Raw genomic sequence first — 24,749 nt, 5'->3', positions numbered from 1 at the left:
TAGCTCCAAATAAAAGCAAAAACCATAAACGAGAGTCACAAAACCTAGCTATCTTTGCACTTTCAAAAAATAACTACTATGAACATCCATAATATTCCGCAAATAAAACATACCGAAAGTGGTAATTTCTTCCTCTTAGCTGGTCCTTGCGCCATTGAAAGCGAAGAAATGGCAATGCGAATTGCTGAAAAATTAGTTGGCATAACTGATAATTTGCAAATACCATTTGTTTTCAAAGGTTCTTTCAAAAAAGCGAACCGCTCTCGAATTGATAGCTTTTCAGGTATTGGAGATGAAAAAGCACTTAAAATTTTGAGAAAAGTTTCAGAAACATTTAAAGTGCCTACAGTGACAGACATTCATACTAACGAAGATGCGGATATGGCTGCGCAATATGTTGATGTTTTACAAATTCCTGCTTTTTTAGTACGTCAAACTGATTTAGTTGTGGCTGCGGCCAATACTGGAAAAGTAGTGAACCTGAAAAAAGGACAGTTTATGAGTCCAGAAAGCATGAAACATGCAGTTCAGAAAGTATTGGATTGTCAAAATGAAAGTGTTATGATCACTGATAGAGGAACGATGTTTGGCTATCAAGACATGATTGTGGATTTTAGAGGAATTCCTACAATGCAACAATTCGCGACAACGGTGCTTGATGTTACGCATTCGTTGCAACAACCCAACCAAACAGCTGGTGTTACAGGCGGAAGACCAGATATGATTGAAACTGTGGCCAAAGCTGGAATTGCTGTAGGTGTTGATGGAATTTTTATTGAAACCCATTTTGATCCTGCTAATGCAAAAAGCGATGGAGCTAATATGTTGCATTTGAATTATTTTGAATCTCTAATGACAAAGTTAGTTGCGATCAGAAAAACAATAAATCAGTTTTAAAAATATAAAAATCAGCGGTTAAAAAAAAAGAATTTAAATAATTATTAGCATTTTAAAATTATCGGTTTTGATGCTGTGTTTCAAACTAGCGGTCAAAAATTATTATTGAGAATTCAATTTGCTAATATTTATAAAAGCTTACGAGAAAAAGCTATCGGTGATTAACGATAGCTTTTTTTTTATATATTGAATTTTGAGAAGGAAATCATGACCGCAATATTAACGTAGATTTTTATGTCAAATGTCTCTGAAATTATTGTAATATTTTTGTCAAAATGAGCGCAGTTGAGATTACGAACGACTTACAAACAACGTGTCGTGCTTCATTACAATCAGGATGAGGTGCTCAACCTGACAAATTTCAATTCTTTTTAACAGTAAATTCAAAACATAAAGGGTATTATTTCATTTTTTTTTAAAAACGAAAAAAGAGGCTGCCTGATTAAATAGGCAACCTCTTCTTGTAATCTTATCTTTATGCGCAGTGTACATCAATAAACACTCGTTTAAACCAAAACTAAGTTTCTTCTGATTTAGTTTTTAAAAAATTGTTTTTCGTTAATTTTAATGTTTTTTTGAGCTAATAACGCTCTCGTTTATAAAAAATTAAATCCTAATGTTAAACCAAAAGATACTGGTTGTATTTTCGCATCTTTGTCAGTACTATACAATCCGTTTGGTTTTCTGTTAGAGATGGAAGCTGGATTATAGCCCACAAAGGACTCGCTTCGTTCTTGATTCAAAATTGATCCATAACTGTTTTCTAAAAACATGGCAGCGTACAGTGAATTCTTTTCACTCACTTTAAAAGTAAATCCTAATTCAAAAGAACTCATTATAACACCGTTAGTTTCATACTCTCCTGATGCGGTATAATTCGTTTGGTTACCAAAACCATATTCTGGCAAATTATCGATAATCAGATTAACATCAGGATAAAAAGCAGTCCCTCTGACAGAATTTGCAGATGCTTCTATCTTATAATTGATAGGTAAAAAATATTTAGCACCAGCTCTAAAGTTAAAGTCAACACCCTTATTTATATTTTTTTTATACTGTAAAAAAAGTGGAATTTGAATAGCTTGTAACGTTTGATTTTCTCTATAATTTCCTGTCGTCACATTGTAAACGAATGCTGAACCAGTTGCATCAACTTCAAAATTTGTTAGTGTTGTTGATCCTTGATTTAAAAATACTCTCTGTTTATATTGGGAAAACTCTATTCCTGAACCAATTCCTAAGTTATTAGTTATAGAATAAATATATCCCGCCTTCAAGGCTCCTCCAACCATTGTGGATGCTGAAACTCCTTGCACGTCACTTTTTATATTGGCGATCCCTGATTGTACGCCAATATAAAACTGTGCATTAGCAGCTGTTGAAAAAATAACTACTACAATTCCTGCAATATATTTAATATTAAATTTCATATTTATTTATGTTTTTAGTATCAGAATAATCCATCCTCATTGTTCTACAATGAGGATTTCATACCCTTTTATACGCGTTTTGTTTTAGTTTTTAACCAATAGGTTTTTTGTGAAAATTTTGCCGTTTGCTAAGGTCAATTTTACAATATAAACACCTTCAGCACTTGGCGCCACCATATCAATTGTGTTTTTATCAATCACCTGATTGGTTATAACAGTTCCCAGAATATTGAACACCATAACTCGTGCATTTTGAATTTTAGCTGAGTCGACATTAGTGTTAATTTGGTACGCTGCATTACTTTTAACAGGATTGGGTGCAATCCTTAAAAACTCTTGTTCCACTGAAGGTGACAAAGTCAACGGACAAGTAGTGACTACAGTGCCGTCTAATTTAGTCGCTACAGCATAATAAGTACCGTTTAAAGGCGCGCTATCTTTGTAGTATTGAGCAGTTTGACCTGACACTAGAACTCCATTTTTATACCAACTGTACCCCTTAAAACTATTCGAACTATTGTCAAAGAAGATAACATCATCAAAATGTCTTCTAATCAAGTTAGGTTGACTATCTACAACTGTTACGGTTGCAGTTCCAAAAGCAACATTGCCATTTACATCTGTGACTTTCAGCGTAACTGTATTGTTTCCAAGATTTGCACAGTTGAAAGTTGTTTTATCAAGTTCAATTACACGTATTGCGCAGTTGTCAGTCGAGCCGTTATTAATAGCCGCAACAGCTATTGTAACATTTGATGAAGCGTCTAGTTGAACTGTGATATTTTTAGTGAAAACTATCGGTAAAACTTTATCTTCAACGGTTACAGTTTGAAGCACTTCAACTGCTGCATTGCCAAGATTGTCATTCACGTTCCACCTAATTGTGGTAATTCCAACAGGGTATAAAGTGTTTAGTCCTAATCCATCACTTCTTACTCCTACTGGTGTGCCCACAGCGCAATCATCTGTAGCGGTAGCATTTTGTACAACCACCATTGCTCCACATAATGTAGAAGCACTATTTACTATTACGTTTGCAGTGGCAATAATTACTGGTTTTTGATTTGCTAGCACATTTATAGTTCTAGTTACAAATGATTCATTGTTTAAATCATCCGAAACGCGGTACGTAATCACATACTGTCCAACAATATTTACATTGAGAGCTCCCGAAGTTACAACCATCGATGTAATGTCCTTGCTTAAGTTATCGATCGCTGAAAATCCAGCTTCTATATATGCGCAGCCTGCCGACAAAGAAACTACCTGGTTACCTAATAAACTGATTACAGGTTTTGCCCTTTCAATAGTGACCATCCATTTTTGAAATGTTCCATTTTGAGCCATAATATTGTATTCAACAGGTGCAGTGTAATTAAGTTTCGTTTCGCCACTATCTTGACGGTAAGTTCCAATAGTAGTTGTAGCATTCTGAGATACTTGAAATACCGGAACTAATGCATTTAACGTTGCATTATTATTAACTAATACCTGAACAGTTTTTCCCAGATCCGTAATAACGGTAGGGCTAAACTGGTTAGTAACGGCATAGCTTAGGAATTTTGTTTCAGTATTTTTAGCATCTACCGTTACCATATAATTTGTTCTGGAAAGCTTATTCTCTGATACAACGGTTACAAAAATACTGTTCGAATAATCAACTTCATTTATTCCTGATGTTTGTTTTACATTGTCTATAAAAAGCTCGGCACCAGGAGATACGCTGAAATCAGCTTTCAATTGTGACACATTTATTCCAAAAGGAACAATTGCTGAGGCATTAGCTCCCGAAATTACTGTTGTTATTTCTTGAGTCAAACCAGCATTTGCAGCGGTTTTAAAGTTATAAGTAAGTAAATTACTTTCGCTATTTAATCCTGAAAGAACTTTTATTGTGTAAATCTCAGTGATTCCAGTATTAAATCCAACGCCTTCAACTGTAAAAGTCACAGGATTTGTAAAGTTATTTGCAGTTATTCCGCTTACTTGAGTTACTCCATTGACTTTAGCAATTGAATTCATTCCAGCAGTAAATTCAGCTACTGCAGTTGTAATGTTAACTCCATCATTTAATAAAATTGTATAAGTCTTAGATGCAGGATCATAAGCTGATGAAAGTTGGTTTTGTAACCGTAGGTCTTGCAAAAGAACTGGCGTATTCCAAAATTTTCCTTCACCCGTTCCATTTGTATCTGCATTTGTAACCACTGCAGTATTGTCATTCGGCGCGCTATCAAATACAAATTGCTTGTCTCCTTCGCTAAATGAATAATATGCTAATAAATTAGGTTCATTGCCGGTATACTTAGTCATAGTATTTGCCGCAATTGTTGCCTGATCTCTAACGCCAGACCAAATACGTATTTCGTCAATGTTAGCATCCAATCCTCGTGCTAAGCCAGCATTATTCCCTATAAAAGCAGCGTTTAGTGCATTAGAATTAGCAGCTGCGGCAGTTCCTGTTGCAATAAATGGCGCTACAACTCCATCGATATAAATAGTATAAACATTAGCAGCACTAACACTGAGTGCAACATGATGCCATTTATTTAATTGCATCGAATTTAAACCCGTATTTAATACATAAGATCCTGTAGCAGTTGTTACAGATAATACCAAACTGTTTTCCCGATAAAGAGCTACATTATTATTGGTATGCACAAATAGATTAACTGAACCTTTCTCTAGTATTCTACCAAAAACAGTTGGACTCTTTCTATTTATCCATGTTTCAAATGTATAATTGTTTGTAAGGTTTAAAGCAGGAGTAATATCAGAAACAATGTAATCATTAATACCGTCAAAAGTTCCAGTAACGTTTGTACTAGCATTAGGCACATGCGATAATGCTATAGACTTTGAATCGTTAGTGATATCTGTATCGCCAACTAATTTTGTATATACTTCAACCGTATATTCGCCTGGCACACTTAAATCTGCATTAGTTGTAAAAACAACATTTGCAGTAGCTCCAGCAGCGATTGATGCTGTAACTGTTTGAACAACTTCAGTACCACCATTTACTTTATAAGCTACTGGAAAATTTGAGATTGGAGCATTGGAAAAATTTCGCACAATTGCACTTACAACTACTGGTCTCTTACCCGGTTTTAGCGGTGCTGTGATCCTTTCCACACTTGCGTCAGCAGCTGTAAAAGGAAGAACGTTAATTGTATATTCTTCAATTTCAAAATCTTCTCTCGAAGTCGTTAAACCGTCTATTGTAGGTCCTAGATTTACATTGTAGAACTCATTCGGTGAGCGGAACATGTGAATAACACGCATTAATTTCTCGCCCGCAGTTGTTGCAGTTGGAATTGTTAGTCCACCTGTTTGATTAGAACTATTCCTAAAATTATGAGTACTTGTAGTGGATAAAATAGCTGGTGCACTTGCTGTATTTAAAGTATTAACCCAAAACGTACCTGCATAAAATTCATCTGTTAAATTTCCATCTCCATTTAAATCGATTACGATCATCGTGAAAACTCCGGGTACCGCCGCCAAGAAATTAGGTAACGGTCTCTCAACTTTTGAAATAGTAATTTGTGGTTGATAGGTAAAACCTGCATAAACTGGAATTTTAACATTTTTAAAATCGGAATATCCTGTTATGCCAGAATTATTAACAACATCGTTCCATCGTAATGAGGTTATTGCAAAACCATTTGTGTTAGTATTAGTTGGCAAAGCATTTTTATTAAAAACTACTTTTTCTAAAATGTTATTATTTACATTACCATCTATTTCGTCTATACCTGCTCTAATTGTATATGTTGCATCTACAACCGATAAATCCGCTGTTGTTAAAAAAGTAAAAGGAACTGCTGTAAGAGCGGCAATAGATGGAACTACACCTACGATTTTAGTTTGTCCATTAACTTGATAAAACACAGGCACATTCGTTCGTGCTGTAGACCCTAAATTATTTACACTAATTGTTATTGCATTTGTTGCGGTCTTTCTACCAAGAATTTCAGGTGTTATAATTGAAGTAATTTCTGTGTCGTTAACCGTTGGCCTAGCCACACAAGAGATATTTGCTACCCAACCTCTGTCAACAACTTCCGTATCTGATGTAAACCTAAAAGTAAGTTCTCCGCCTGTTGCAGTTGAAGTTAACGAGGGAGGTAACGAATTCCCATCATATACTCCTAATAAAGGAGAAGTGATTAAGGGCCCATTATAAATAAAAAGAAAATCATAAGTTGCTTCAGTAGCAAATTCAGTAAAATCAACTTTAACACTATTACCAGCAGTAGCGGGTCTAAAAGTTATTGTTTGATTAAGACCATTAGCATAATTACCAAATCTACTTCCACTGTCGGTAAATACTGCGCTACAGGTAATTACCGGCGTAGCACCTCCAATTAGAACATCAGTCCCAATATTTGAAACTGTCCTTGTTAAAGTATTATTTGTTGCATCTGCATCATTTAGTGGTACTATTTTACCAATTACAGTATATAAACCTCCAACTGAGAAATTTGCTGTTTGTGTAAAAGTATAAGTTACTTCAGTCAATGGTGCAATTGGTCCTGCGATCGTTTCTACAACTTCTGCTCCATCATTTATTTTGTAAGAAACAGGAACGTTACTTACTGCTACCGGAGAAAAATTATACACGCTAGCTCTGACAGTCTCAGCAGCAGTAAATCCAGTGTTAGTAAGTAAAGCTGTTATCGCTAAATCAGTAGAAACTGCTTCGAATATTTCGATATTATCTACAAAAATTGTATTGAATATAGGATTATTACCTGTAGTTGCATTATTGTCCATCACTCCTTCAAGTGTAACACTAAATTTAGTTCCAGCTACACCTGCTAAATCGTATGTTACTACAGTATTTCCTGAAGTTACAGCACCACCGTATACAGCGATATTTGTAGCACTTGTAACAGGAACTCCATTAACTAAAACTCTAAAAAAGTTTCTGTTAACGGCGGTACTGCTATTCCAAATTAAATTGAATTTTAAACGTACTGCCTTACCTGCTAAACTAGTAGCATCAACTTCACAGAATGATAGTCTCTTGATATAATTTGGATTATTTGTAAAAGCATTTGCAGTAGTGCTCGCTGCCCAAAGCGGCGAACCTGCCACTGATGAACCAGACATTTTTACTGCATCTAGAAGTGCAAGACTTTGTGATTCAAAACCAATGGTTCCAGTTGCACTTGCCCTAGACAACGTATAAGAAGATGGTTTTCTATCATTAAAATTTTCTAGTAATGGTAGATTTAATGCTGTAAGAACGGGACTAGCGATAGGCTCAACATTTATAGCTCTCGATCTTTCAGATACGGTTCCAGTAGTAATATCTATAGCACGAACAGTAAACCAATTGTTATCTCCAACAGTTAAATTTGTAAAGGTATAAGTTGGATCAGTTACAGTCGCAACCAAATCAAATTTAAATCCATTTAATTTTAAAACTTCATATTTTGCACCTGCAATTGCATCCCAATCCATTTTGTAAGCTGTTCCACCGCAAAGTGCTCTTGCAATTACTAAATTTTTGGGCTCGGTCATGATAGTAAAGTTTTCTTTTGAAACAGCAACTCTACTTCCTGCACTAATTCGAATTTTAGCATTAGGAACTACTCCTGCAGGCACTCTCCAGGAAAAATTTCTTGCTGCTGATGGTACATTTGCAGCTATAGTAGTGTAAGTACTGCCACCGTCATTAGAATATTCAATATTGAAAGTTCTAACTTCTCCTTCATAATCCCAGCGGATAAATTCTGTAGCATCAGGATTAAATTTCTCGCCACCGATAGGGTAAGTCAATATAAGTTCCGGCGCAACATAATCATAAACCACAGCAAACTCTTGAGAATTCATGGGAACCGCAGTTCCTGTAACAATGATTTTATAGGTTCCTGCAGTAGGTAGATCAAAAGTGATTTGTTCAATATTATTTAAATTATCTACACCCCTAGTTGCTGTTGCATTAGGAGAGCTTGGATTTAAAATCCAAGGAAGTGTTGTCACGCCACCTCTAACAATTTTAATATCCAAATCATTAACCGAGATTGCAGCTGCACCTGGCGTTGCGCCAATATCAGAATAAGCAAGCATCACTTTTAACGTAGTTAAACCAGCTGGGACAACAATATCTTTTTCAAAAGAAGCTCCATTACTAACTGAACCTGTGTAAAACATTTTATTGTCTAATACTTTAACTGCCCTCAAGCCATTTAAATTTCCGAAACCATATTTATAATCTGGTCCCGCATTTCCCACATCTTTTGCTGTATTGGAAACTAGCGCTTTCATTAGAGAAGCTAAAGGCCTAGCACCGAAAATATTTTTATATCTTTCATAAAGCAATGCTAGAGTACCTGAAGTGCCTGGAGTAGACATTGAAGTTCCGCTCATTGTTGTATATGAATTATTGTAATCCAATGAGTAAACACTTGAGCCCACCGCCGAAATCTGAGGAACTAGTCGTCCATCAAGTGTTGGCCCAAAACTGCTATATGTACTAATCACATCATTTGGATCATTAGCAGCTACATGCAATGCATTTTTCGATGCTTTGGTCGAGGTATTAAAACCTCCTACAATTGCAGTTTGAGAATTCCCATTTGAATATACATTTAGTAAATAAGGATATTTTACAGTAACATCATCATCACCTCTATCTCCAGCACCATAGCGCACTACATTATAACCAGTTGCTAGCGGCACACCATAGGAATTTGAAGTAATCTCCACTCCATCATTTGCAGCAGCAAAATCTCTTTCTACGTGAACTGGCAAACCATTTGACTGTATATTGAAATTCCAACCATACATCTGAACATCTGGAGCCATACCTTTGGCTCTTGGATCTAAAATACCGGCTCCACCAACGGTTCCGGAAACATGTGAACCATGTGAAGAAGGAGATTCGTATTCTCTATTAATCACTCTACCAGTGTGATCAATATGCTTTTCAAGATTTCCATCCCAAATACCCATTCTAACTCCTTTTCCAGTCAAATTATATCCTAGACCCGGAATAGCAGACCCTAAAACATTTGCTTTATGAGAGGTTACACCCGGAAGGTTTTCGCTCTCAACCGGCGGAGAAATTAATTCTATATTTTGTACCCAGTTAAATTTTGCAATTTCTTCAAGTTTTTCTATCGGAGCTTGCAAATACAATTGATAAAATGATTCCATATTCTTGAGATCTTTTACCCCTATTTGTGCAAGATCATTTGAAATAGTCGTTTTATCAACACCCTTAAAGTAACTAACCACAACTTTTACAGAATTACCGCTTTTTGCGTAATCTGGAATTGCTCCACTAACAATGGTTTGCTCCATTTTAAAATTTGGTTCAAATTCCACAAACGATCTCACATTTTTTGCTACACTACTTGAGTTATAAAACTTGGAGTTAACAGAAACGTAATAGGCATTGTTAGATAAATAGCTTAAAAGCGTTATACCCTGATTTTCTAATTCTTTCTGTTCGTTAACCGTTGGAATTTTCGAAAATTGTAAAAGCATATATCCCGTTTTGATACCACCTTTTTTGTTGGAAGTCGTTCGGAGGACTTCAGCTTGTTGTTTATAACTTGCGTTGGTTGCAACTTTATTTCCATTAATTAAAATAGAAAAATCATTTTGATTGGTTTTCTGCGACCAGCTTATGATCGAAAATAGAATCAAAATGAGAAAAAGTACTTTTTTCATCATTTTTTAATATTTAAGTTATTTGTTAATTAATATGGCAAAATTATATTAAAAAAAATACATTATGTAAATTTTTAATCGAAATAAATTATTAGATATTAAATTTTTTTTAGCACATATATTTTAAATTATTGTCTATTATGTAAAAATTTATGTCAATATCGTATTAATCTGTTATTTTTAAGTAAAATAAATTTATCGCTTTTTGTAGGTTTTATAGGCACTCACAGAGAAAATATGAATTAATACTTATAAGTTTTGTACTGGAAATTTTTTACAAAAAGAATTAATAACAAAAAGCCCCTCAGTAAAAATACTGAAGGGCTTTACAGAAATAAATAAACCAAATTTACTCAATCAACTCGAAACTAACTTTATTTTCTGTGTTGGAATTAGTGCCAACAAAAATTTCAAAACGACCTGGCTCAGCCGTAAATTTTAAATCTGAATTATAAAATTTTAAATCCTCCAAAGAAATTTCAAAATTTACTGTTTGCATCTGTCCTTTTTTAAGATCTATTTTTTGAAAACCTTTTAATTCTTTGACTGGTCTTGTTACTGATCCCACTAAATCTCTTATATACAGTTGAACAACTTCTTTACCATCATAATTCCCACTATTTGTAACATCAACAGAAACAGTTAATTTTTCACGGCTATTCATTTTATTCGTTGAAATTTTCAAATTTGAATAATCAAAAGAAGTATAACTTAGTCCAAAACCAAAAGGATATAATGGCTCATTTCGTTCATCGATATAATTAGATCTGAATTTCTCGAACTTTCCTTCCGTATTTGCAAGCGGTCTGCCCGTATTTTTGTGATTGTAATAAATAGGCACTTGACCAACACTTCTTGGAAACGTTGCAGTTAATTTACCAGAAGGATTTACTTTTCCAAATAAAACATCAGCGATAGCGGTTCCTGCCTCACTTCCTGCAAACCACGCATTCAAAATAACAGGGACACTCTCGTTTTCTTGAACTAAAACTAATGGACGTCCTGTAAATAAAACCAGTACTACCGGTTTTCCCGTTTTTAACAATGCTTGTAATAAATCTTTTTGAGCTTGTGGAATTTCTAAATTTGTTCTACTACTGCTTTCTCCAGACATTTCAGCTGACTCTCCCAAAGCGGCAACTATTACATCCGCCTGATAGGCTATTTTTAAAGCTTCCGCCAATAATTCTGCAGAGGTTCTGCTGTCACGATGCAATGTTTTACCAAACATGGTCGCTTTTTCTTCAAAAGCTGGATCATAATCAAGATTACTGCCTTTGGCGTAAAGCACATTAGAATTCTTACCTACAACCTCTTTGATACCTGCAATAAGTGATATGGATTTTTCCATGTTCGTAGCCACACTCCAAGTGCCAGCCATATTTTCTTTGGCATCAGCCAATGGCCCAATAACGGCAATTGTTCCCGATTTTTTCAAAGGAAGCAATTGATTATTGTTTTTTAATAAAACTAAAGACTGAGCTGATATTGCTCTAGCTTCAGCGCGGTTTTTAGCTGTAAAAATCTCAGTTGTAGCCCTTTTTTCATCGCAATATTTATACGGATCTTCAAACAAACCTAAATCATATTTAGCATTTAAAATTAAACGAGTTGCATTGTCAATTTGCGCTTTAGTTATCTTTCCCTCGTCAAGTGATTTTTTTAAAGTCGTCAAAAAACCTTCACCTACCATATCCATTTCGATTCCAGCGTTCATCGCAAGGGCTGATACAGTTTGTAAATCACCCATCCCATGATCAACCATTTCATTGATTCCAGTGTAATCAGTAACGGCAAATCCAGTAAATCCCCATTGCTGGCGAAGTACATCAGTCATTAACCATTTATTTCCAGTAGCCGGGATTCCGTCAACTTCATTAAAGGCGGCCATAATTGAGCCAACTCCAGCATCAATCGCAGCTTTGAAAGGAGGAAAATAGTCGTTATACATTCTTATACGGCTCATATCAACTGTATTGTAATCTCGTCCTGCTTCTGGCGCACCGTACAAAGCAAAATGTTTTACACAAGCTAAAATAGTATTGTTCTTAGCTAAGTCATTTTGTTGGTATCCGTTTACCATAGCTTTGGCGATTTGACTCCCTAAAAAGGGATCTTCACCAGAACCTTCAGAAACTCTTCCCCATCTTGGATCACGAGAGATATCAACCATGGGCGAAAAAGTCCAGTTGATGCCATCGGCGCTAGCTTCTTGTGCCGCAATTTGAGCCGTTCTTTCAATCAGTTTCATATCCCATGTACAAGATAGTCCAAGCGGAATAGGAAATGTAGTCTCATAACCGTGGATAACATCCATCCCAAAAAGCAATGGAATTTTCAGTCGGCTTTTTTCTACAGCAATTTTTTGTACCTCTCTTATTTTTTGAACTGATTTAATGTTGAATAAACCACCTACTTTGCCTTCTTCAATATTTTTTGCGACATTGGAGTTACTAGGAGCACCAGTTGTAATATCACCTGAAGTAGGTAAATTGAGTTGGCCGATTTTTTCTTCTATTGTCATTTTCGACAGTAAATCGGATACAAATTCTGTTCTTGGTTTAATGGCAATAGTCTTTTTCGAATTCTTTTTTTGGCTATAGCCAAAGAATGAAAAACCAATAAGCATGATAATAAGCTTAACTTTCATTTTTTTTCTTTTTTTGTTTGTTTGAACATCCAATCATAAATTTCTTGGTTGTCATATACTCTTGACCAACTATCGTGATTGGCATCATCAAAAATCGTTAAGGAAATAGTACTACTGCAGGTTTTTATTTTTTTATAAATGGCAATCGAATTGTCAACACTAACGACGTCGTCTAACAATCCGTGAAAAATTCGCGTGGGAATGGCTGCTATTTTACAGTTTTCAATCATTGGAATTCTATCTACAAATCCTGCAATAGGAACAAAAGCTGCAAAAGTTTCAGGATGAGCAAAAATAAGGTTCCAAGCGCCCCAAGCTCCCAAACTTAATCCTGTGAGATACATTCTATTACTATCAATGTTGTTCTCTTTTTGGATTTTTAAAATCAAATGATATAAAACTTCCTCATCCCAATACTGATTTTCAGGACATTGTGGCGCCAAGATAAATGCATCTATTTGATGATTTTTTAAATACTTGAAAGGACCGTGTATTTTTACTTTTTCAATATCAGTTCCTTTTTCACCAGAACCATGAAGAAAAATGATCAATGGTTTTTTTTCATTGGTTGTGATGGGAATGTGTAAAACATAAGCTAGCTCTTTCTGAGCTATAATTTCCGTTTTAATTTTTCCTACTACTTCACTTTGTGCGACAGAAATGAAGGAAAACAAAACCATTAGTATTACCGCTTCATATTTCATAGTTAGCTCAAATTTAAAAACCGTACTGAGTAGATTTAAATCCTAGTGATTGCAAACCTGTTTTTACTTCTGGAGCTTGCATAAATAATTTCCATATTAACCCCGTGCGATGATTTTCGATCATGGGAGCAATAGTACCTTGATCAATTGCTAAATAACGTGTTGTAATCCAATTGTAATGCGGCGAAAAAGCATCATAAGGTCCGGCAATACCTATTAAGTCACTCTTTCTTTCATTATACAAGTACAATAAAAACTTCATACTTTCAACTGGTGTATATGGAAAGGAAGACAATGCCGCTGTGGGTGTAATAATTCCTGTGTCATTCAAAGGTTGGTGTGCGGTATATCCTGTGCTTCCGTCAACATTTCTAGTGTAACTTGCGGTAAGTCCCCAACATTTATCTGAATAACCTCTCCATTGCTTTGGATTAGCAATACAATATTGATTGATGATTTTTGAATGATTTTGTGTCAAAGTCCCATAATTTGCATACTTATCAGATAATCCTCTGGGATCCATTCCTAAGTACGAATATTGCGCCCAAAATAAAGGTCCTACATTTCCGGTTGCCCCGTTGTGATTGACAATAACTGGAATTCCGTATTGAGAACCTCCATTTACGATTGCACCACTACGAGCCCATCCTTGATTATATGCTGCAACGGGAACAGGATGCGTAGGAGAAGAAGCAGCAAGTACGTACGCAATTAAAACTTCGTCATAACCCTGTAGCTTAAAGTTCATATCCCAACCAAAATTAGGTGACCAATGCCAATACATAGCATTTTCACCTTTGGTGTACCAGCTCCACTCCACGCCTTTCCATAAATCATCGGCTAATGTTGCCAATGCTCTTTCGGCAGTGCTACCATTTTTGAAGTATTCTCTCACCGTCAATAAACCTTGACATAAAAATGCAGTTTCAACAATATCACCACCATTGTCTTTCTCGCTGAATGGGATTACTCTTCCGGTTCTGCCGTCAATCCAATGAGGCCAAGCTCCGTGGAATCTATCCGCGCTTTTTAAAAAATTTAGTGCAGTTGTCATTCGAGTCACTGCCTCAGCTCGTGGAATAAATCCACGTTCTATCCCTACAATAAGTGTCATCAATCCAAAACCCGATCCACCAGTTGCAATAATATTTGATTCAAAACTAGGTTGATCAACGAAATACCTTTCTCTAGCCAATTTTGAATTAGTCTCAGCATAATCCCAAAAATATTTGATAACATCTTTTTGTACCTGATCCATTACCTCCGTTTCTGTTAAAGGAACTATTTGGGGTGCGGGAGTGGTTGGTAGCGGAGTTCCTGTACCTCCACCCTCAGGAGATGGTGAGGACGAACAAGAAATAAAAAGAGCCATAAAAGCTAATCCACAATTGATGTACTTTTTCATTGTAAAAAAATATAAATGTTAGTATTTTTAAAACACCTAGTTCAAAGGAACTAGGTGTATAAAAAAATTATCGACCATCACTTTCTAACTTGAATAAAAAACGAACGTCACTGGGAGTAAGCGCAGATTTATAAATTCTAAATTCATCTAAAAAACCGGCATAACTTGTTGCCCAATCCTGCGGTGTTCCGTTATTTAGTGCTGGCGTAGTTTCAAATGGATGTGTACCAATAACTAATTTTCCATTGATTCCCGCCATTTGAAAATCACCATATCTTGGGGCGTTATTACTATTACTTAAGCTACCTGGATTATCTGCATAAAAAATAGTTGTCCCGTTAACTCCAGCTGCAGGCGCGTAAGGAAATGATCCTAAATTAGGCGCTAATTCTCCATTTATGTACGCTGAAAAAGTGCTTTTAGATGCGTCATAAGAAAAAACAACATGCATCCATTTATTGATGTTGTTATCAATATTAATTATGGGTCCCCAACTCCTCCAGGCTACTCCAGCTCTACCATTTTCTAAATTAATTTTCAAGCGAATTCGGTTGGGAAACGCTGCGTCTGGATTTTCCATAAAGACATTTAACGCGCCCCAAAACTCTGTAGGTCGCACAATACTGAATATTCCTTGAGCACCTTTCCCTTGACCAGCCACTGCTGGATCAACCGTATTGGCCGTATTCATCCAAAAAGAAAAAGTAAAACTATTTAGTCCAGTAATTGCCGTGCTAGCATTTCCTGTAAAGTATCGTTCTTGAGTACTAGATCCATTATAGGCATTCCCTTTTGCTCCAGTTGCGTAAGCAATGTTAGTACCTAAAATATTACTAATCGCACCTTTGGTGTCTGTTAAATTATTTTCGAAACTCATTTTAGAGACTAAATCAGCTGAAGCGATATCATCTGAATTTGAATAACCACCAATTGCTTCAAAGGCAATTGGCGCATTTACTTTATCAATATTATCCTCGTTACAACTCACAAAAAATTGTGAAAGTAAAACACAAGTGAATATCAAATTATATTTGTTTGTTTTCATTTTGTATAATTTTTAAAATTAATAACCTGGGTTTTGTGACGATAATCCAGCCGTTTCATTGAGGAAAAGTTGAGGCAATGGAAATACTTCATGCTTCCCTGCAACAAATGTTTTTCCATGAATGGCAAATGCAGCTACTGCTTGACCGGTTCTCACGACATCGAAGAAACGATCGTGTTCAAAGGCTAGTTCAACCCGTCTCTCTTTCCAAATTGCGATTCTAACATCAGCTTGTGAAACGGCTGTCGTATTGCCCAATCCAGCTCTTAATCTGATTTGGTTTAGCAAAGGGATTGCACCCGAAGTTTGATTTAACTCATTTAATGCTTCTGCTTTCATCAATAAAACTTCAGCAAATCGCAAGTATTTAATATTCGTATCGGATTGCTCAGCATCAGGAATTGCAGAAGAGTAGGCTTTGTAATTATATCTTGGATTTTCTACTGTTGTTGGTACAACTCGTCCATCATACAAAGTAGTTCCCGCAAAAATAATGGTTGCATTTCTTCTTAAATCGCCTACTTCGTAAGCATTCAATAAACTTAGAGAAGGCGTATTGAAACCCCAACCCCAGCCACCAGCACCACGTGCTCCTTGGCTCACAGAATAATTTTGAATTCCTCTAATAGGTATAGATCCAACACCTTGAATTTCAAAAATCGATTCAGCGTCATTTTCACCAGCAACTCGAAACATTGATGCATAATCAGGAACGATAGCATAACCAGTAACGAGATTACAGTTGTCTACAACTTTTTGCCAATTTTTCTGGTATAGATTTACTTTTGCTAGTAAAGCATAAGCAGCTCCTCGTGAAGCTCTGCCCCTTTCACTACTTGGGTACTGTGATTTATCGAACAATACTTCAATAGCATCGCTTAAATCTTTTTCGATAAAAGCATAAACCTCTTCCTTAGATTTACGTGTTAACTGCATCGTTCTATCTTCCTGGGATGAAGGATTAGGTAAGCGATCGATAATAGGCACTCCACCATACGTTTTTACTAATGTAAAATACATAAATGCTCGCAAGAACTTTGCTTCTCCCATCAATCGAGCTCGTAAAGTCGCATCGGCTTTTTCTAGCTGAGGAATAATATTAAGTGCTTGATTACACCTATTAATTCCTTCATAATTAGCCGAGAATATTTCAGTAATAGATAGAGACGAAGGATTGTATGTCAATGCATCCATAACATCTTTATCAGTTCCTGTATCTCCCGGAGACGAACCCTTATCGGCATCATCAGAGGCGATACTTGAAACTCCGTTCCAGGAGAATGATGACATGTTGAAATCTAAGAACTTACTATATATTGCAGTAACAAAGGTTGCTGCACCAGCATCATTATTAAATAATTCGATATCTTTTGTCGAAATGGATTCAGTTTGATCCACATCTAAAAATTCATCTGAACATCCTGATAATAAATGCATGGATAGTATAAAAATTGGTAAAAATATCTTTTTCATTTTTTTAAAATTTTAAATTAGCTCCTACAACTATTGATCGTAATGCAGGATATGCATTCAATTCAATTCCTTGTGACCCGTAAGGATTACCATCGCCATTTAGCTCTGGCGAGAACCCTGAAAATCGCTGCGTAATAAACGGATTTATCGCATTTACGTAAATTCTACATGCATTTATAAACATTCCTTGTAAAGGAATTTTGTAACCCAATGAAATGTTGTTGATTCTAAAAAAGTCACCTGATTCTAAATAAAAAGTCGATGCCACGGGTACTTGGTTAAAAGGAGCAGGATTTGGAGCCGTTATATTGTTAGCCGTCCAAAAATTAGTTGCTAATGAATCTTCAACATTTTCTCCAGCAAAACGTTGTGCTTTTTTACCGTTGTATACTTTAGCACCAGCAGTGCCATATCCATCAACAGAAAAATCGAAGTTTTTATAATTTAATCCTAATGTGACTCCGTAATTTGACGTTGGTAAAATAGAGCCAACAAACTTTTTATCTGTGACTGCATTCAATGCATCCTGAGTAACTGGATTTCCAGCCGCGTTTAAATAAAGTTTAGCACCAGTGGCAGGATCAAAACCTGCATATTCATACATGAAAAAACTACCTAAAGGCTGACCCACCGCGCTGTTATCTAAAATTTTTGTGAACTGACCATTTCCTAAATCTCCTCCTATTACTGGCGCAAGGATGGCATTGCTTAGTCCTGTGAGTTCATTTTTATTACTTGAAAAATTTCCTCCAACCCAGTAACTTAAATTTTCAGATATTCTATCATCCCATCTTAGAGCGATTTCGTAACCTCTATTAGACACTTCACCCACATGTGCCGGAGATGCGTTACTGATGCCAGAGGTTATCAAAGGCCTAGTGTTTAAAATTACATTATTTGTTGTTTTGTCATAAACATCAAAAGATCCCTTTAATCTACTATCCAATAATTCAAAATCTAAACCTACAGAAGCTTCTTCTGTAACTTCCCATGATAAACTAGGGTCAATTTGTGAATTTATGGTAGTTCCATCAAATAAGATTGAACCTCCTAAATAAGAAGTAAGTCCTGCAATGCTATACGCTTGATTGTTTAATGGAACGTTTTGATTGCCTAATTTCCCCCAGCTTCCTCTTAACTTAAGTAAATTGAGCGCTTTTACATTAGCCATGAAATTCTCCTTTGTCACAATCCAGCCTAAGCCTAAGGCCGGGAACGTTCCCCATCGAAAATCTTTTCCAAAATTAGAAGATCCATCTCGTCTTAACGTTCCCGTTACTAAATATCTATCCATTAATTTATATTGGAAGCGTCCAAAATAAGAAAGCAGCCTATTTTCATTAGACACTACATCATTGTAATTTAAAACTGTTGCTCCGTAATCAACGCCAGCTAGCGACCAATAATTTGAATTTTCATTGACATTTCTTCTCACTATTCGTAAGTCTTCACGCGGACCTCTTATTGAGGTTTCGGTACCAGCAGTAACTTCAATATCATGTATGTTTGCAAAAACCTTATTGTAAGTCAAATAATTAGATAAGTTCCAGTTAAAATATTGCGATCTACCTTTAGTAAGGACATTTATGTTTCTTTCGACTGGGTATATGATCGAACTTAAGCGACCTGGATTGTTATTGGTCTCCCAAATTCTTCTACTATCCTCGAAATTATAATTTTTCCATGAATAATATTCGCCATTAAACTGCGAGGTGAATTTTAAAGAATCTAATATATCATAATCTAGTTTTAAGCCACCTTGTAACGTAATACTGCGCTGTTGTTCATCAAAGTAATCCAATTGAGCAACTGGATTCCCAACGTTGTTAAATGAAGATCCTGCAACGCCTGCAAATCCGTTAGCACCTACGAGTGAAATTCCATATTCCCCGTTTGGGAAACGCACCGGAATAATAGGTGACTGTTTGTAAGCATTTGTGAACGCATCTAATGGTTTAGGTGTTGAATTAGAAGAACCAAAACTTAGATTTTGGCTTACTGTCAATTTCTTAGATATCTTAAATTCGTTATTCGTTCTAAAAGTTGTTCGACTGAAATCTAGACCGTTAAGCACTGCCTTTTCCTCGTAATTACCTGCACTAAAAAAGTATTTCACATTTTCTGAAGATCCTGATACCGATATGTTGTTTTGCGCATACGTTCCAGTTCTAGTAATAGCATCAAACCAATCAGTATTCACCGGTTGATCTTGTGAAAAAGTAGTGGTTTGCAAAGCAGCATTAGAATAATGAGAATATTTGTTACTTCCAGCCATTTTTACAGCTTTTAAAGGCGCTCTAAAACCGGCAAATGTTTCCACTTCGACTGAAATTTTATTACCTCCTCCTTGTTTGGTTGTAATAATAACAACTCCGTTAGCTGCTCTAGTTCCATAAATGGCTAGAGAGGATGCATCCTTCAATATTTCATAAGCGGTAATATCGTTTGTGTTGATATTATTGATATTGTCAGTGGGCATTCCATCCACAATAAAAAGTGGCGTTCTGCCTCCTAATGCGGTACCTAAACCTCTAATAATTATTGATGGCGCAGCTCCTGGTAAATCAGACGAAATAACTTGGACACCAGCAGCTTTACCTTGAATGGCTTGTGATGCGTTTAAAACTTTCATTTTAGACACTTCCTCAGCTCTAAGCGAAGTTATAGCTGATGTGTTGTCAATTTTTTTTCTGCTACCGTAACCTATTATGACTACCTCCTTTAATGAAGTATCTTGTGATTCCTGCAGCGTTACAGTCATTAAACCTGCCGTTGCAGCAATTGATACTGGATCAAATCCCAGCATGCTAATCTTTAACATCTCGCCTACTTTCGCGTTAATATTAAAATTACCATCAAAATCAGTATCGGCTGAGGTATTAGAACCTGCTGCAATTATGATCGCTGCAGGAACAGGAATGCCTTCTTTATCCAGTACTTTTCCCTTAATTATTTGACCAGACATGTACGCTGGCAATAAGATAAGTGCTAAAAAGCTAAAAATAAAATTTCTCATATTATTAATAATGTGTTAAAGTTGTTGAAGCTAAATTAGATAAATACAACGTTGTAGTAAGTTAATACACTGTACTACAAAAACACATCAAAAAACAACAATTGTTATATAATTAGCTGTTTTACTGGATATAACAAATACAAAAATGTAACCAATCATTGCTCTATGATGTAGTAATGATGTGTTAGAATATTGTAATAAAAGGGAGGAAATTATAAACTATCAACAATAAAAACTTATTTTTTATATCGATAATAAAAATTTAGACAGACTTTCGTCTTGATTAAGACTCAACTTTTTCCTTAAGCGATATCGATGTAATTCGACGCCACGATATGATATATTGATCATCGGAGCGATTTCTTTTGAAGAAAGATTCATTTTAAGATAGATACAAAGCTTAATATCTTTTGCAGTTAAAGCTGGATATTTTTTAGATAAATCTTTAATGAAATCATTATGAATTAAGTTTAGATTGCTCTCAAATGTTTCCCATTCATGTTTATTTACAGCATTAATTTTGATTACCTTTTTAATTTCACTTTTAAGTTTATTCAAATCCACATTTGAATCTAAAATTCCTTGAATGCTTTCAATCATTTCACTTTGCTTTGCTATGGAGAGCGATTTTCCTGCAACTTCTGAAGATTTAGATTGCAACTCTAGCTCTAATATATGTTTTTCATATTCTTGAGTGATTAAATCATTTTCAGCTTTTAATTCTATTTCAAGAATCTCTTTTTGATGTTTTAGCTCTTCATCGCGCAATTTTAATTTTTGAATGTAACGTATTTTATTCCATTTATAATACAAATAAAGTACCGTGCCAATAGCAACAAAATATAATAATATCATCCAGAACGAAAAGTACCATGGCTTTGCAATAATAAACTGAAATGTTGACAGTTCATTATATTTTAGTCCATCATGACCTAAAATCCTTAGTTCATTAGTCCCACTATTCATATTATTTAAAACAATTAAGCCATTATCAATAGAGATTAATTCTTTACCGCTATTTATTGTGTAGAATAATGTTGGTCGAGCTGCACCAAAAACACCTGAAAGTACATGAACTCGAAGTTCTGAATTATATGGAATTTTAGAATTTTCGTCAATTAATTTATTATTTGCAAACGCTTCAATACTTATATTAGTTTTGCTTTCCTGCTTGTAATCTAATTGTAGCGAAATAAAACCATCATCCAAATTGAGCAGATAATTATTTTCGTTTTTAAAAATTTTTAAATTGTCGTTGATTATTTTTCCTCTATAATATTTCTGCTGAATAACTTTTCGAATAAATTCATTCCCTTTTGCATAAATGGTGTATAAAAGTCCGCCTTCCAATATTAAAAAATGATTCTCATCTATTGAAACGATATTTGAAACCTCTTTAAAATTAGAATTAAACAATGCATTTTTTTCTAATTGATTGCTAATTGAGTTGTAGGTATACCAAGTTTTATTAATTAAAAAAAGAATTTCATTTCTAAATTCAAAAAGTTTAACTCCAAAATCGTTACTGATTTTGCTTTGCTGGGTGACATTTTTAACAGTCGTTGTTTGATATAAGTCGTTGTATAATATTCGGTATAATCCCCTGTTACTATCAGCGGCCCAAATTTCATTTTTTCTATTTTGAGCTACAAATTTGATTGGTTTTATAATGCCTGTAACATTTATATTACGAGTTAAATTATTTGGATCGTTGTAAATTACAATGCCACTATATGATGCTTGTAAATAAGAATTGTCAACTGTGCTTTTCGCAATATTCCATCCGCCATTTATAGTATTTAATTTAGAAACTACTCCATTGTCATATAGAAATGTGCCATCATTATGGCCAATTAAATATTTATTATTTATTTTACTAATATTCCACGCTTGTCCCTGGGTACCAGAAATTAAAGAGAATTCTTTGCCTTCATATTTAAAAATACCGTGATTTGACGCCATTAAATAGCCTTTTGAAGTATTAGCTACAGAATAAACAGATCCTAAAACGCCAGAGTTATCATAGAAGATAGAAATAGGAGAATTTACCTCAACATGAGCAATTCCGTTATCCAACCCTAACCATAAATCATTTTCTTTATCTTGCCCAATACTCAATATTGAATTGTTCATCAATACATTATCGCGATTGATATTTTTGAAGGAATTAGTATTTAAATCAAAGATAAAAACTCCTTTGTTTGCCGTTCCAATTATTAATTTATTGTTTTTTATAAATTTTGCGACATTGATATTAGACTCTTTTAAAATAGAATTCAAGGAACTATTCCACGCCGATAACTTGCCTTTTTCTTCAACATAAACGCCATTTTTTTGCGTAAAAAAATAAGTTTTATTTTTAAATTTTTCAATTGCATGAATCACATTATTTTCAAGAACAGACCAGTTTTCAATCTTTTCAAACCTGCCATTCTTCATTTTATAGATCCCGTCACTTACAGAAGCTACTAAAAGTTCATTGTCAATAGGAAAACAATAGGAGACCAAAAAATCAAACTTTAATTTTTTAATGCTGGTCCCGTTATAGATAAAAAGGTTATTAAAGGACTGAAAATAAATTTTATCGCCGAATTTAAATATCTTCCAAATTTCTTCATTGTCACTATCATCAAAAACATTGGTCTTATCAGAAATGGAAGTGTAAACCATCTTTCCATTTTTACGAGTCCAATATCCAAATTCTTTATAAGAACCTGTATAAATACGGTCACTGTCGACCATTACAGAGCGAATTATAGTTTTGTTTGGTAAACTGTATTTCTCCCATTTTACGCCATCATAGCGTAAAAAATAATAGTTATTGGCAAAATACATCGCCTTATCATTTCCTTGAGCCACACTCCATATCTGATTGTCACCATTATAATCTGATTTACTATAATTTTCGACAAATGGAAGCAACTCCTGGGAATGGATTTGAAATGATAATAAAAACAGGATTAATAATAATTTAGCTTTCAAAATGTGGCGTTTTAAATCCAAATATAATTAGTTTTCTTCAATTTTAAGCACAAAAAAAGCCTCTAAGTGAGGCTTTAAAAATTTACACTGCGTTATTTCATTAGTAACTCAAAGACTTGATTTGCAATTTCAATTTCTTCATTAGTTGGAATTACAAGAATTTTAGTTTTGGAATCAATTGTATTGATCTCTCTAATTTCTTTTGAACGCAATTCATTCTTAGCTTCATCTAATTCAATTCCAAAATAACTCATATCTGTACAAACCAATTTCCGAATATAAGATGAATTTTCACCTATACCTGCGGTAAAAATAATAGCGTCTAATCCGTCAAGAACGGCAACATAAGAACCAATGTATTTTTTTATGCGATACGCATTCATGGCTAATGCTAGTTGGCAATCTACATTTCCATTTTCAGCATTGGCCTCGATGTCTCTCAAATCGCTGTACCCAGTTAGTCCAAGCATTCCACTTTGTTTTTGCAACATCGTATTAACAGCTTCTAAAGAATAACCCAAAGTATTTACTAAGTAAAAAATTATAGATTGATCTACGTCTCCACTTCGCGTTCCCATGATCAATCCGTTCATAGGACCAAATCCCAAAGTGTGATCTACACTTTTCCCATTTTTTATTGCAGTCATACTGCAACCATTTCCTAGATGAATGGTTATGATTTTTGAATCCTTACTAAAAGAATTTTGAGTTAAATAATGAATTGCATTTTCTGAAACGTATTTATGACTTGTACCATGAAAACCGTATAAACGAATCTTATTTTCTGTCAAAAGGTAATTTGGCAAAGCATATTTATGAGCAATGACGGGAATTGTTTGGTGAAAAGCGGTATCAAAAACAGCTACTTGTTTTGCCTGATTAAAGATAGTTGAGGCAACAATTATTCCCTCTAAATTAGCTGGATTGTGTAAAGGAGCTAACTCAAATAGTTGTTTGATTTTTACTTTAACTTCCTCTGTAATTATGACCGTCTTCGAAAAAGAACCTCCACCATGAACCACGCGATGTCCAACAGCTTCAATTTCATCAGTGCTTTTTATGACTCCAATTTCTTCATCCATTAGCAAACTTGCAATTTTCTCTAAACCAACTTTGTGATCTCGAATCGTTAGTGCTTCCTCTACTTTTGTTGTTTGTGTGACATAGGTTAAATTCGAAATTTCTAAACCTATTCGATCAATCATACCCGAACAAAGAACAATGTTAGCAGGCATATCAATTAATTGGTATTTTATAGACGAACTTCCTGAGTTAATTACTATTACTTTCATTTTTATTTTTTTTACTGCTAAGGCTCTACAATTTCTTATTTCTTTGCCGCTAAGGCACTAAAGTTTCTTTTAAATAATTTTGACCTTTTCGCAAAGTCTATTTTGCCACTAGGGCGCTAAGGCACGAAGCTTTTTTTAATAATTTTGACCTTTTTGCAAAGTCTAT

11 protein-coding genes are annotated in these 24,749 nt (G+C 34.8%); 1 reads left to right on the top strand and 10 read right to left on the bottom strand.

All coding sequences use genetic code 11. The features are described from left to right. Nucleotides 1-78 precede the first annotated feature (78 nt). Nucleotides 79-897 (top strand): 3-deoxy-8-phosphooctulonate synthase, encoded by an 819-nt coding sequence (gene kdsA / locus BUB42_RS04210; protein WP_073017531.1) that lies wholly within the window; start codon nt 79-81, stop codon nt 895-897. Between the two features lie 596 nt (nt 898-1,493). Here the strand turns inward: kdsA and BUB42_RS04205 are convergent. From BUB42_RS04205 to BUB42_RS04160, 10 genes are all read right to left on the bottom strand, one after another. After that, complete coding sequence (locus tag BUB42_RS04205) at nt 1,494-2,327, bottom strand: hypothetical protein (protein WP_073017529.1); 834 nt, start codon at nt 2,325-2,327, stop codon at nt 1,494-1,496. Between the two features lie 84 nt (nt 2,328-2,411). Next, nucleotides 2,412-10,016, bottom strand: a complete 7,605-nt coding sequence (locus BUB42_RS04200) for a S8 family serine peptidase (protein ID WP_170857184.1) — start codon at nt 10,014-10,016, stop codon at nt 2,412-2,414. 349 nt (nt 10,017-10,365) lie between these two features. Beyond that, a complete protein-coding gene (gene bglX, locus BUB42_RS04195; RefSeq protein WP_073017848.1) occupies nt 10,366-12,666 on the bottom strand; it encodes a beta-glucosidase BglX in 2,301 nt (766 codons plus the stop codon). Then, nucleotides 12,663-13,370 carry a carboxylesterase family protein gene (locus BUB42_RS04190; RefSeq protein ID WP_073017526.1) on the bottom strand — a complete coding sequence of 236 codons (708 nt, stop codon included), beginning with the start codon at nt 13,368-13,370 and terminating at the stop codon, nt 12,663-12,665. The genes bglX and BUB42_RS04190 overlap by 4 nt, the downstream gene beginning before the upstream one ends. A gap of 13 nt (nt 13,371-13,383) precedes the next feature. Next, a complete protein-coding gene (locus BUB42_RS04185) occupies nt 13,384-14,775 on the bottom strand; it encodes a glucoamylase family protein (RefSeq protein ID WP_073017524.1) in 1,392 nt (463 codons plus the stop codon). Nucleotides 14,776-14,842: 67 nt separating this feature from the next. Continuing rightward, nucleotides 14,843-15,820 (bottom strand): LamG-like jellyroll fold domain-containing protein, encoded by a 978-nt coding sequence (locus BUB42_RS04180; protein ID WP_073017522.1) that lies wholly within the window; start codon nt 15,818-15,820, stop codon nt 14,843-14,845. 18 nt (nt 15,821-15,838) lie between these two features. After that, entirely contained in the window at nt 15,839-17,293 is a 1,455-nt protein-coding gene (locus BUB42_RS04175) for a RagB/SusD family nutrient uptake outer membrane protein (RefSeq protein WP_073017520.1), read from the bottom strand. 4 nt (nt 17,294-17,297) lie between these two features. After that, complete coding sequence (locus tag BUB42_RS04170) at nt 17,298-20,309, bottom strand: SusC/RagA family TonB-linked outer membrane protein (protein WP_073017518.1); 3,012 nt, start codon at nt 20,307-20,309, stop codon at nt 17,298-17,300. A 243-nt stretch (nt 20,310-20,552) separates the two neighbouring features. After that, nucleotides 20,553-23,291, bottom strand: a complete 2,739-nt coding sequence (locus tag BUB42_RS04165; protein ID WP_244533878.1) for a helix-turn-helix and ligand-binding sensor domain-containing protein — start codon at nt 23,289-23,291, stop codon at nt 20,553-20,555. 92 nt (nt 23,292-23,383) lie between these two features. Continuing rightward, complete coding sequence (locus BUB42_RS04160) at nt 23,384-24,583, bottom strand: acetate/propionate family kinase (protein ID WP_073017514.1); 1,200 nt, start codon at nt 24,581-24,583, stop codon at nt 23,384-23,386. Between the last annotated feature and the right edge of the window lie 166 nt (nt 24,584-24,749).

This window comes from Flavobacterium micromati (genome assembly GCF_900129585.1).
GTDB classification, from domain to species: Bacteria; Bacteroidota; Bacteroidia; order Flavobacteriales; family Flavobacteriaceae; genus Flavobacterium; species Flavobacterium micromati.
Note: the sequence above shows the minus strand (reverse complement) of the source record. Positions and strands in the feature narration are given on the sequence as shown.

Coding starts and splice junctions, on each gene's coding strand:
- kdsA (WP_073017531.1), top strand. CDS start 79: ATGAACATCCATAATATTCCGCAAATAAAACATACCGAAAGTGGTAAT.
- BUB42_RS04205 (WP_073017529.1), bottom strand. CDS start 2,327: ATGAAATTTAATATTAAATATATTGCAGGAATTGTAGTAGTTATTTTT.
- BUB42_RS04200 (WP_170857184.1), bottom strand. CDS start 10,016: ATGAAAAAAGTACTTTTTCTCATTTTGATTCTATTTTCGATCATAAGC.
- bglX (WP_073017848.1), bottom strand. CDS start 12,666: ATGAAAGTTAAGCTTATTATCATGCTTATTGGTTTTTCATTCTTTGGC.
- BUB42_RS04190 (WP_073017526.1), bottom strand. CDS start 13,370: ATGAAATATGAAGCGGTAATACTAATGGTTTTGTTTTCCTTCATTTCT.
- BUB42_RS04185 (WP_073017524.1), bottom strand. CDS start 14,775: ATGAAAAAGTACATCAATTGTGGATTAGCTTTTATGGCTCTTTTTATT.
- BUB42_RS04180 (WP_073017522.1), bottom strand. CDS start 15,820: ATGAAAACAAACAAATATAATTTGATATTCACTTGTGTTTTACTTTCA.
- BUB42_RS04175 (WP_073017520.1), bottom strand. CDS start 17,293: ATGAAAAAGATATTTTTACCAATTTTTATACTATCCATGCATTTATTA.
- BUB42_RS04170 (WP_073017518.1), bottom strand. CDS start 20,309: ATGAGAAATTTTATTTTTAGCTTTTTAGCACTTATCTTATTGCCAGCG.
- BUB42_RS04160 (WP_073017514.1), bottom strand. CDS start 24,583: ATGAAAGTAATAGTAATTAACTCAGGAAGTTCGTCTATAAAATACCAA.